Origin of the sequence: Clostridium frigoris (genome assembly GCF_018861865.1) — a bacterium.
GTDB classification, from domain to species: Bacteria; Bacillota; Clostridia; order Clostridiales; family Clostridiaceae; genus Clostridium_AD; species Clostridium_AD frigoris.
In genome coordinates, this window is record NZ_JAHLDV010000042.1 from 18,754 (window position 1) to 31,180 (window position 12,427).

The following is a 12,427-nucleotide window of genomic DNA, read 5'->3' on the forward strand; positions in this document are numbered from 1 at the left end:
ACGAGGTGTTTATAGATGAAAATTAGAAAAGGTATAAATATGGGAGGCATAAAACAAAAAAATAGGGTTTCTATATTAAATCTTATAAGAGGATATGGAGCTATGCCAAGAACGGATATAGCAAAACAAGTTGAACTTACACCCGCTTCAGTAACTATTATCGTAAATAAAATGATAGATGAAGGTGTAATAAAGGAAATGGGTGAGCTTGAGGAAAATGATAAAAGAGCAGGAAGAAAAAAAATATTAATAGATATAAATTATGATATAAAATTTGTAATTGGTATAAGTATAGAGTCCGAAATATGCAGTATTGGAGTTGCTAATATTAAAGGAACAGTTATTAATAGTACATCCATGTGCATAACAAAAGAGCTAGAAGCAGAAGAAACTTTGCAAATTATCGCAAATCAGTGCATTTCATTGCTTTGGAAAGAAAACGTAGCTAAAGAAAATATTCTAGGGGTTGGAGTTGGAATAATTGGTCCTGTTAATTCAAAAGAAGGCGTAAGTAAACATGCATACGGTCTATGGAAGAAAGAAGTAAATGTTAAGAAAATATTAGAAAAACAACTGAATATTAATGTAGTTGTAGATAATAATGTGAGAACCCTTGCAATTGCTGAGATGGATCATGAAAAACTTCAAAATATAAGCAACATGTTATTCATTAAAGGTGGACCTGGTATCGGCTCAGCTATAGTTATAGATAGGGAAATTTACAGTGGCACTCATAATACAGCTGCAGAAATTGGACATACAATAGTTGAAATTAATGGAGAAACGTGCAAATGTGGTAAAGTTGGATGTCTTGAAACAGTGGCGTCACCAGAAGCTATTAACAGAAAAATAAGGGGGATTTTTTCTAGAGAGAGAGCTCCTATATTATATAGATTATGCGCAGGAGATATTACAAATCTATCTACAAACAATATAATGAAAAGTTCTCAGCAAGGTGATGAAGAGGTTATTAAAATTATAACTAAAGCAGCAATATATATGGCGCTTGGAATATCAAATGCGTTAACTATTATCGATCCGCAGAAATTGGTATTATACGGCGAGATGTTTATGAATGAAATTTTTATGGAGACATTAAAGGAGGAACTTAATAAAAATCTTACGGATTGTGATTTGAGAAATATTATAAGTTATAGTGCTTTAAACGATAGGCCTATTTATGTAGGTGGGATTGCATTGGCTATAAGGGAGTTCTTTTTTAGAACGGGAGCCATGAATTAATGGATTTATATTTGGTAATGAAAATTAAAACCATCAGTTGATTAATAAGTTTAATTAAATGTAACAAAGAGGAAAACAAAGAAATGTTGTGATAAACACTTAAAATCGTAAAAATATGAGGTTTAAGTTTGTTGACAATACAAAAGAAAGCGTTTACTATGTAATTATAAGTTAGAAAAGTTGTGAAAATAACTTAAAAAAATTTATAATAATTGATTAATAAATTTAATTAATTATTTGTCGAAACATATACTTATATAATACCTTGAATAACTAACTTAAGATTTGTTAGAGAATTATAAGGCTTAAGCAGTTTAAAGTATTAACAGTTTGAATAATATAAAAAAGGGAGATGTAATTATGAAAGTCGGTTTTGTAGGACTTGGAATAATGGGAGAATCTATGTGTGAAAACATAGTAAAGAAGAGCGGTAAAGAAGTTTGGGTGTTTGATATAAGTACCAAAGCAGTTGAAAAATTAGTTAAATTGGGTGCAAAAGCAGCTTCATCAAATAAAGAGATTGCAGAAAAATGTGATGTAATTATATCTATGGTACCTAAAAGTGAACATGTAAAAGCAGTGTATAGTGAATTTTTGAAAGTATTAACTCCAGGAAAACTTCTTATAGATATGAGCACTATTGATCCTTCTACATCACGTGAACTTTCAAAGCAAGTTAAAGAGAAACAATGTTTAATGATAGATGCCCCTGTAGTAAAGAGTAAACCAGCGGCTATTGCAGGTGAGCTTGGAATTTATGTAGGTGGAGACAAAGAAGCTTTTGAAAGATCAAAAGGAATACTTTCATGTATGGGTAAAAACATTATATACATGGGTGAAAATGGAACAGGGCTTGTTATGAAAATATGCCATAACATGTTAGTATCTCAAATACAAAATGGTGTAAATGAAACGGTAACACTCGCAGGAAAATCAGGACTCAATTTTGATGATGTAATTACTGCTATATCCTATGGTGGTGGACAAAATTTTTACTTGGATGGTAAGAAAGATGCTATTAAAAATCATGATTTTGCAACTGCATTTTCAGTAGAAAATATGAATAAAGACATAAACATAGCTGTAAGTCTTGCTCAGGAATTAAAGATAGATTTACCAGGAGCTAAAAACGTACAAAAGGTTTATTCTAAAGCTATGGAAGCTGGATATGGAAAAGAAGATTTTTCTGCTACAATTAAAGTCGTGGAGTGAAAATAATATATTTAGAATTGAAGATGGTAGATTTAAGGTGAATAATAAACAATATGAATTTCCTATAAATGAACCTGAAAAAAAAAAATCATATTCATGGTTTTCTTAGGAATGTTAATTGGGATATAAATGAATTAAAGGTTATGGATAGTGATAGTGTATTTGTTAAAGTGGAATTCAGAAGTGATGAGAATTCTGAATTTTACAAATACCTTCCTCATAAATTTTCAGCATATCTAACTTACGAACTTTCATGTAAAGGACTACACCAAAAATTAGAAATTTTTAATCTGGATTATGAGGATTTACCCGTCGGTGTAGGATTTCATACTGCTATAAACATACCTTTTCATTTAGAAAGTAAGGCTGAAGATTATTTGTTAAAAGCATCTATAGGTGAAAGATGGGAATTAAGCAAAAGAAGCTTACCTACAGATAAACGTATACCTTTAAACAAGGAAGAAGAGAAGTTTAGAAAAGAAGGACTAAACCCGCTCAAAGAAGAAATGGATGGTCATTATACAGTTAAATCTTTAAATTTAGATGGAAAGGATTTCAATGGATTTATTATAGAAGATAGGAACAGTAAAACTAGGGTTATATATGAAATTGGTGAAAAATACAAACATATGATGATTTGGAATTCAAAGGGTGATAAAAATTTTGTGTGTACAGAACCTCAAAGTTGAGTAATAAATGCACCTAATTTAAAGCTAAATGACAATATAACAGGTTTTACTTTGCTGAAATTTGGACAAAAGTGGAGTGGAAGTTGCAAAATATTTTCAGAGGATATAGGGGAATAGTAAATTTTAAAGTGGTTTAAATATAAAAATTAAGGGGGAAATACATGGCAGGATCAGTTCAAAAAAATACAATAATACCTCAAAAGCTAACTCTTAAAGAAAAATTTTCTTATGGCACAGGTGATATAGGATTCGGATTTATGTTTGATTTAGGTCAGATTTATTTGCTTAAGTTTTATACAGATGTTTTAGGTTTACCTGTAGCTGTGGCTGGATTAGTTTTTTTGGTTACAAAAATATGGGATGCATTTGCAGACATAAGTATAGGTACATGGATTGATAATCGTAAAAAAATTGGACCAAAAGGAAAATTTAGACCTTTCATCCTTTATGCTACGATTCCGCTGGCTATTATTACCATAATTAGTTTTATAACTCCAAGCTTTACGATAACAGGTAAAATAATTTGGGCTTATGTTACTTATATGGCATTTGGATCTATATACAGTGTAGGTAATATAGCATTTGGATCTATGATACCAGCTATGACTACAGATCCTAATGAAAGAACACAATTAGCTTCTTTTAGACAAGCAGGTTCTAATATGGCCTTATTTATTACAACCATAGCATTTATGCCAATTGTTATGCTGTTTTCTAATAAATCAACAGGGTATATGGTTGCTGTTTCAATATTTGCTATTCTTGGTGTTTTGCTTCAAATTTATTGTTATTCTAACATTAAAGAAAGAAATGTAGTTCAAAAGCCTAAGATAGCTAAGGGATCAATACTTAAAAGTTACAAGGGATTATTTAAGAATACTCCGTTACTTATATTATGCTTAGTTAATTTATTTACTTTCTCAGCTTTCAATGTAAAGCTCGCAGTACAGGTTTATTACTGTCAGTATGTACTTAAAAATATTTCAATTGTTCCATACATGGGTTTCTTTAGTATAGGATGTGTTTTCATTGGTTGTGCATTGGTTCCAACTATAGTTAAAAAGATTGGCAAAAGACATACTTACATGCTTGGTTGTGCAATTTGGGCATTTGGAGATATTTTAGCATTTATATTTGCGAAGGATGCAGTTGTATTTATTGCTTTTGCTTGTTTTGCTTTCTTTGGTAGTTCATTTGTTAACAGTTTGAATTGGGCACTAGTGTCTGACGCTGTTGAATATGGCGAATGGAAAACAGGTACTAGATCAGAAGGAGTTGTTTATTCTTTCTTTACATTCTTCCGTAAGTTGGCACAGGCAGTTGCTGGTTTTATACCTGCTATGGTTTTAGCTGCTGTTGGTTATGTTCCAAATGCTGTACAAAGTGTAAAAGCTATTTCAGGAATAAGGGGACTTATGTTCATATACCCTAGTGTTTTAGCAATAGCTACTATTGTTGTAATGGGATTTTTCTATAAACTTACTGATGATAAATATAGAGAAATAATAGTTGATCTAAATGAACGCAGAAATACTACTGCTTTATAAAATATAAAAAAAACATATAAAAGGAGTTGTCTAATAGATGAATACTAAAATTAATATTAAGGTGGCGTTTTTCCCAGTTGCTCGTACTACATTCTTTATGCCAAGTGCCGAGGAGGATTTTGCTAAATCTTGTAACATGCTTGAAGGAATCTTTAATAATATAAGTAGGCCTATGGAGCTACTTACATCACCTGAAATGTTAGGTGAATTTGCAGATACCATAACAGAGCCAGATCTTATTATTTATCAAAGCACTACATTTGTAGGTGGAGATTTTGTTACAGAACTCACTCGTCGTTTTAATTGTCCTATAGTTGTGTGGGCTGTTCGTGAACCTACTATTGATGGAGGAAGGTTAAAATTAAATTCTTTGACAGGTGCATTTTCAGCTGGTAATAGTGTATATCTTCAGGGAGGACACCATGAATTTGTTTTTGGAAATCCTGATGAGCAAGTTGTAATTGAAAAACTAAGTAAAATTGCAAGTGCTATGGAAATGGTTAAAAAGCTAAATAATCTTATAATTGGAGTTGTGGGATCTCAACCAGCAGGGTTCGGATTTGGTGCAGTTGATGAAGCAAAACTTGCTGGAACTCTTGGAACTAGAATTGCTCAAATTGAGGCATCTGGGATAATGAGTAAAGCTACTGCATTAAGTGCCCAGGAAATTGCCCCAGCTCTTAAAGAATTGAAAAGTCGTACAAAAGGCTGGGACAAAATGCCAGCAGAAAATTTAGAGAAATATGCACGTTTAAGTACAGCTTATAAATTTTTTGTAAAAGAATCTGGAGCTGGTGCAATAGCTTCTCGTTGTTGGCCAGATTTCTTTGTAGGATTTGGTGCACCTGTTTGTGCAGTGCTTTCAATGCTAAATGATAATGGAATTGCATCCTCTTGTGAAACAGATATCGGAGGAGCTATAAGTATGTTTATAGGTGCTGGGCTTACTGGCGAAGCTACTTATTTTGGAGATCCTGTAGCAATTGACGAAAAATGTGACAGCATTGTTTATTGGCATTGTGGAGCTGGAGCAAGCTGCCTTGCAAGTAAGAGTGAAGGAGCAAAATTAGGAGTACATCCAAATCGTCAAATTGGACCAACTATGGAATTTGGATTAAAAGGTGGCCCAGTTACAGTTTTACGTTTAGGAAAAGATAAAGATGGCTTCCGTATGTTCCTTTATAAAGGAGAAGCATTAGATGAACCACAAAAGTTTTTCGGTACCTCAGTAACAGTTAGGCCAGAAGGTGGAGAAGCTGCAAGTAAAGTTGCACAGTTCGTAAAGGATGGTTGGGAACCACATTTTGTTGTTGCTTATGGTGATGTGATAGAAGAAGTTAAAACTATGTGTGGCTTCCTTGGAATAAAAGTTTGGGAATATTAAAAGTAATTTAAATCAAATTGTATATAAGGGAGAGAAATATAATGAAATTAGAAGAACTTATAAAAATTAATGATCATATAGAAATAAAAGATATTCATAATGATGCTTTTGTGAAGTATGGTAAGATATTAGAAGATTACAAATTTGATGAATTAATACAATACATGGAAAAGGAAACAGTTATATCAGCGAGTGGGAATACTTATATAGCTTCAGTTAATGAAATGGAAAAAACTAAAGTAAGAGAAAGATTAGAAAATGAATTTTATGGTGAAATGCCAATAGAAATAGGATATTGTAACGGCCCAAATTCAACTTTAAATGGACTTGAATATCATATTGGTAGTGAAATAGATGTTGCTGTTACAGACATGGTATTGCTTCTTGGAGCACTTCAAGATGTGAAGCAAAATAAATATGATGCTAGCAAAGTCGAAGCGTTCTTTGTGAAAAAAGGAACTGCTATACAAATATATGAGACAACACTTCATTTTGGACCTTGTAAGGTAGAAGAAGAAGGATTCAAATGTATAGTAATATTACCTAAAGGAACTAATGAGCCTTTAAAAGCAGATACATCAAAATATAAGGATGTACTTTTATTTGCTAGAAACAAATGGCTTTTAGCACATCCAGATAGAAAGCCTCTAATGGAAAAAGGAGCTTATGCTGGAATAGTTGGTGAAAATATTGAAATAAAGATTAAATAGTGTATTTGGTAGAGACTGGCACAAATTATAGGTAGAAGCTTTGTAAATATAAGAAGTAGGGAGGTAGTTATGAAACTTGTTCAGAGAGAAAATGGGTTCAGCATTGTTGTTAATGATAAGGAGATAATTGAACATAGTATTGAAAATCCATGTATATATGTGGGAAAAGGAAAAGGTACTTATGATATGTTTCGCGGAAACTTTAAAGTTAAAGATTATATTTGCGAAAAAATAGGTTTAAACGATTTTGAGATATCAGTAGAAAATAGTAGAGTAATAGTTACTTTTTCAAATAAGGGACTTAATGCTATAAAGGTATTATTTATAGAAGAAGACGGAAGAACTGTTGTTAAGTTTTTAGAAAATCCAGATAATTTTAATAGATTTTGGCTTAGGTTAAAAGCAGAAAAGGAAGAGCACATATACGGATGTGGAGAACAATTTTCAGATTTTGATTTAAGGGGAAAAAATTATCCATTATGGACATCAGAACAAGGTGTTGGAAGAAATAAAAATACTTACACAACATTTATGGCAGAGAGTATGGATCAAGCTGGTGGGGATTATTATACTACTTTCTTTCCAGAGCCAACATTTATTTCAACTAGAAAATATTATTGTCACATAAATAACAGTGCTTATATGGATTTTGATTTTAGTCATGAGAATTTTCATGAACTACAAATATGGGATATGCCAGAAGAAATAATATTTGAGACTGGAGAAACATATTTGGATTTAGTGGGCAAATTAACAGCACTACTTGGAAGACAACCAGAACTCCCTGAATGGGTATACAAAGGAGTATGGCTTGGAATTCAAGGTGGAACTGAAGTAGCACTTAAGAAATTAGAAAATGTTGTAGAAAAGGGAGTAAAAGTAAGTGGTATATGGGCTCAGGATTGGGAAGGAATAAGAATGACTTCCTTTGGAAAGAGACTTATGTGGAACTGGGTATGGGATAAAAAATTATATCCAGGGCTTCAAGAGGAAATTAAAAAACTAAGAGAAAGAGGAATAAGAGTTCTTGGATATATAAATCCTTATGTTGCTATTGAGGGCAGTCTATTTAAAGAAGCTAGCGAAAAAGGATATTTAGCTAAAAATAAAGAAGGAAAAGATTATTTAGTGGAATTTGGTGAATTTTATGCTGGTGTAGTAGATTTCACTATACCTAGAGCTTGCGTTTGGTATAAAGAAGTAATTAAAAAGGAAATGATTGAATTTGGGCTATCGGGATGGATGGCGGATTTTGGAGAATATTTACCAACTGATGTTGTTTTAAATAATGGAGTAAGTGCTGAAATAATGCATAATGCATGGCCAGCAATGTGGGCTCAAATAAATAGAGAAGCAATTGAAGAAGCTGGCAAACTGGACGATGTTACTTTCTTTATGAGAGCAGGAGGTACTGGCAGTCAGAAATATAGCACAATGATGTGGGCAGGAGATCAAAATGTAGATTGGAGTTTGGATGATGGATTAGCGTCTGTAATTCCTGCAGCATTATCGCTTGGAATGACAGGATGTGGACTACATCATAGTGATATTGGTGGATACACTACGTTGTTTGAAATGAAGAGAACAAAAGAATTATTTATAAGATGGGCTGAGATGGCGGCATTTACACCAGTGATGAGAACTCATGAGGGAAATAGACCAGAGGCTAATTGGCAATTTGATTCAGATGATGAAACAATATATCATTTTGCAAAAATGAGTATGGTATATACGAATCTTGCTCCCTATACAAAAGAGCTTGTAAAAGAAAATTCAAATAAAGGGATACCTGTGCAGAGACCACTATTTATGCATTATGAAAATGATGAGAGATCTTATAGTATTAAATATGAATATTTATATGGAAGAGATATATTGGTTGCCCCTGTTTATGAACCAGGAAAAACAAAATGGAATGTGTACTTACCAGAAGATAAATGGGTACATTTATGGACAGGAAAAGAGTATAGCGGTGGAGATATAGAAGTTTCAGTACCTCTTGGACAGCCAGCAGTATTTTATAGGAAAGAATCAGAACATGTAGAATTATTTAAAAAGATAGGGGAAGTTAAACACATGGGTTTTTAGTATGTAAAATTAATAAGGAAGGAGGGAAAGCATGAAAAAAATTGTAATAGGTCAAGCTGGAGGACCAACCGCAGTAATTAACACTAGTTTAGTAGGTTTTGTAGAAAGTTCGATAAAGAATAATTTACTGTATGGTGTGTTAAATGGATATGAAGGTTTAGTAAAAGATAACTTAATAGAACTTAAAGATGAAACTCTAGACTTAGTAAAAAAACATAAATATATTCCAGGAGCATGTTTAGGTTCAGGGCGTTATCAATTAACAGATGAAAAAATAGAAATTGCTGTTAATAATTTAAAAAAGAATGATATTAATGCTCTTGTTTTTATTGGAGGAAATGGCACTATGGCGGCGCTTCAAAAAATCAAAAACGTTGCTGATCGAATTGGGTATGAGCTTCAAGTTATAGGAATACCTAAAACTGTTGATAACGATTTGGGAATGACAGATCATGCACCTGGATTTGCAAGTGCAGCTAAATTTGTTGCTTTCTCTGCTAGGGATATAAGTAAAGATTTAGAGTCTATGAAAAATTTTGAACAGGTAAGAATAATTGAAACTATGGGACGTAATGCAGGCTGGTTAGCTGCAGCTAGTGGACTACTAAAAGAATCTGAAGAGGAAGGTCCTCATATAATTTATTTACCGGAAAGAAAATTTCATACTGATGAATTTTTGGTAGATATTAAAAATTTAGTAAAAGAATATGGAACTGCGACAATTGTTGTTAGTGAAGGAATTAAGTTAGATAACGATAATAATATTCAAAAGGCAGTAGTAAATGGACGAGTAGTTTTAGGTGGAGTTTCAAAAAGATTAGAGGATATAGTAAAAGAAAATTTAGGATTCTCTGCTAGAGGAGAAAATTTGGGAATGAATCAAAGAAGTTTCTCTTTAGCAACTTCATCCCAAGATAGAATAGAAGCTTATGACGTTGGAAAAAAGGCATCAGCACTAATAGATAACAATGAAACAAACGTTATGGTTACTATTTTGAATAGCGATATAAAAGGATATGACTACCATCTAGAGAGTTGCCTTCTTGATAAAGTAACTAGTTTAGGTGAAAAGGCACTTCCAAACGAATTTATTAATAATCCTCAAAAATATTATGAATGGCTAAGGCCTTTGATTGGAGGTGATCTTTCACCATATCCTTCAGTACCAGGAGGGAAAACAAATTACGCAAAACAATGTTGTATATTCAAGTAATAATGTAAATTTATATATTAAAAATAAAATTTAAAAGACAGAAAGGAATGTGTTAATATGCCATACGTATCAGGTAAAAAATTAATTATGAATGCATGGGAAAATAAATATGCTATTGGAGCTTTTAGTGCTCACAATGCTGAAAGTATTCAAGCAATACTGGGGGCTGCAGAAGAGGAAAAATCGCCTGTAATGCTTATGATAGGGCAAAAATATATTCAATATATGGGAATCGAAGAATTAAGAGGAATGATAGATATCTTTATGAAGGATATTACTGTTCCAGTTTGTATTCATTTAGATCATAGTCGTAAATATGAACAAGTAGTAAAAGCAATTCAATTAAATTTTCAATCAGTTATGTTTGATGGATCTGGTCTTCCTTTTGAAGAAAACATAGCTATAACTAAAAAGTTAGTGGAAGTTGCAAATGCTTTGGATATTGGGGCTGAAGGCGAAATTGGTAAAATTGGTGGAACAGAAGATGATATTTCAGTTGAGGATGAAGATGCAATGATTACAACTTGCGATGAAGCTGTTAGTTTTGCAGAGAAAACTGGTGTTGATTATTTAGCTGTTTCAATTGGTACAGCACATGGCGTTTACAAGAAAACACCTAAGCTTGCTTTTCAAAGATTAAGTGATATATCAAAAGCTGTTAACAGACCTATAGTTTTACATGGTGGATCAGGAGTACCAGATGATCAGGTAAAAAAAGCAATTACTCTAGGAGTAGCAAAGGTAAATGTGGATACTGAACTAAGACAAGCATTTACAAAAGGGGTGTTAGAAGTTCTAACTAAAAACCCAGAAGAATATCAGCTAGCTGCATCACTTGGTAATGGTAGAAAAGTAATGAAGGAAAAAGTTATAGAAAAAATAAGGATATTTGGAAGCAATAACAAAGCAGATTTATTTTCAACAAAATAAAAAGTAGTGATGTTACAAGAAGTTCATAACTATTAAGGTTCAAAGGAGACATAGCTTTAGGGGGTGTCTCTTTTGTTATAAAATAGGGGAGGTATTAATCATGGTAACATTGGAAAATGAGTTTTTAGTTATAAACGCAAAAAATGAAGGTGCTGAATTAATAAGCATTTTTTTAAAAAAAGATAAAATAGAATATTTATGGCAAGGAGATCCTAATTATTGGAGATTTCATGCACCAATATGTTTTCCTATAATTGGTAGCCTGATTAAGGATACTTGTTTTGTTGATGATAAACCATATAAAATGACAGTTCATGGTTTTGCAAGGGATATGAACTTTGATATTTACAAGCAGGAAAAGGATAGCGTTTCTTTTATATTAAGATCAAACGATGAAACTTTAAAGAAATACCCGTGTAAGTTCTCACTAATTATAAGTTATAAACTTGTAGGTAATAAACTTACTGTTTTCTATGAAGTAAGAAATGAGGATAATAAGGATATTTATTTTTCAATAGGTGCCCATACCGCTTTCAATTGTCCTGTAAAACCAGAGTTAAACTTCGAGGATTATTACTTATCATTTAAAGAAAAACAAAAAATAGAACCATATTTACTTTCTAGTGGATTTTTATCAGACAAAAAGAAGGTTTTATTTGAAAAAACAGATAGAATTGATGTATCAAAAGAGTTGTTTGAAAATGATGTTATTGTTTTAGAAAATTTAAAAAACAAGGAAATAACGTTAGGAACAGATAAAAATGACCATAAAGTTACTGTGTCATTTGAAGATTTTCCATACTTTGCAACATGGACTAAACCTACGGGAGCTCCTTTTATTTGCATAGAGCCTTGGTTTGGTCTTCCAGATTCAGCAGGTTTATCTGTAGAATTGAAGAATAAAAAAGGTATTCAAAAGTTAAAAAACAAAGGAATTTTTACATGTAATTATAAAATTACAATTATATAATTTTATAATATAAAAAAGTGATATTATAATACTTTGCGTGATTATTATAAAATACTTAATAACGTTAAATAGACTACAATCCTTTACAATAGTTTAAAAGGAGTGTAGTCTATTTATATTCAATAAAATTATAAGAAAACCGTAAATGACATTATATGTCGAAGTAAAAATATACTAAATTGTAATATATTGTGTTAATATAGTATAAGAGGTTGTTATAAATTAGCATAAATTATAAAGTTAAATTTCGATAAAGAAAAAAGCTATAATTATACACTTATTTGAATGATTATAAAATGATGATTGTAGTAAAATTTTCTAATCAGAAAGAAGCATTCCTGTTATGAATTAAAATGAACTTTGAAAAAAAGAGCACCTACTGATAAAATACAGGGTATAACAGTTCGAACTTTTATCCCTAATTTATAATTATCAGTGGAGG

10 protein-coding genes are annotated in these 12,427 nt (G+C 31.8%); all 10 read left to right on the forward strand.

Going from position 1 to position 12,427, the window contains the following annotated elements; genetic code table 11:
* The first annotated feature begins 15 nt into the window (after window positions 1-15).
* Window positions 16-1,242, forward strand: coding sequence for an ROK family transcriptional regulator (locus KPL37_RS14795; protein WP_216150569.1), 1,227 nt, complete (start codon window positions 16-18; stop codon window positions 1,240-1,242).
* A 360-nt stretch (window positions 1,243-1,602) separates the two neighbouring features.
* Complete coding sequence (locus KPL37_RS14800; protein WP_216150570.1) at window positions 1,603-2,454, forward strand: NAD(P)-dependent oxidoreductase; 852 nt, start codon at window positions 1,603-1,605, stop codon at window positions 2,452-2,454.
* Between the two features lie 68 nt (window positions 2,455-2,522).
* Window positions 2,523-3,143, forward strand: coding sequence for an aldose 1-epimerase (locus KPL37_RS14805; RefSeq protein ID WP_216150571.1), 621 nt, complete (start codon window positions 2,523-2,525; stop codon window positions 3,141-3,143).
* A gap of 161 nt (window positions 3,144-3,304) precedes the next feature.
* Window positions 3,305-4,690 carry a glycoside-pentoside-hexuronide (GPH):cation symporter gene (locus KPL37_RS14810; protein ID WP_216150572.1) on the forward strand — a complete coding sequence of 462 codons (1,386 nt, stop codon included), beginning with the start codon at window positions 3,305-3,307 and terminating at the stop codon, window positions 4,688-4,690.
* Window positions 4,691-4,727: 37 nt separating this feature from the next.
* Window positions 4,728-6,074, forward strand: coding sequence for an L-fucose/L-arabinose isomerase family protein (locus KPL37_RS14815; RefSeq protein WP_246578307.1), 1,347 nt, complete (start codon window positions 4,728-4,730; stop codon window positions 6,072-6,074).
* A gap of 41 nt (window positions 6,075-6,115) precedes the next feature.
* The gene (locus KPL37_RS14820) at window positions 6,116-6,784 is read left to right on the forward strand and encodes a DUF4867 family protein (RefSeq protein WP_216150573.1); all 669 of its coding nucleotides are present in this window, start codon (window positions 6,116-6,118) and stop codon (window positions 6,782-6,784) included.
* A 69-nt stretch (window positions 6,785-6,853) separates the two neighbouring features.
* Window positions 6,854-8,872, forward strand: a complete 2,019-nt coding sequence (locus tag KPL37_RS14825; protein WP_216150574.1) for an alpha-glucosidase — start codon at window positions 6,854-6,856, stop codon at window positions 8,870-8,872.
* A gap of 31 nt (window positions 8,873-8,903) precedes the next feature.
* Complete coding sequence (locus KPL37_RS14830) at window positions 8,904-10,085, forward strand: diphosphate--fructose-6-phosphate 1-phosphotransferase (RefSeq protein WP_216150575.1); 1,182 nt, start codon at window positions 8,904-8,906, stop codon at window positions 10,083-10,085.
* 57 nt (window positions 10,086-10,142) lie between these two features.
* Entirely contained in the window at window positions 10,143-11,015 is an 873-nt protein-coding gene (locus KPL37_RS14835; RefSeq protein ID WP_216150576.1) for a class II fructose-bisphosphate aldolase, read from the forward strand.
* Window positions 11,016-11,115: 100 nt separating this feature from the next.
* Window positions 11,116-11,985, forward strand: a complete 870-nt coding sequence (locus tag KPL37_RS14840; RefSeq protein WP_216150577.1) for an aldose 1-epimerase family protein — start codon at window positions 11,116-11,118, stop codon at window positions 11,983-11,985.
* Window positions 11,986-12,427: the final 442 nt, after the last annotated feature.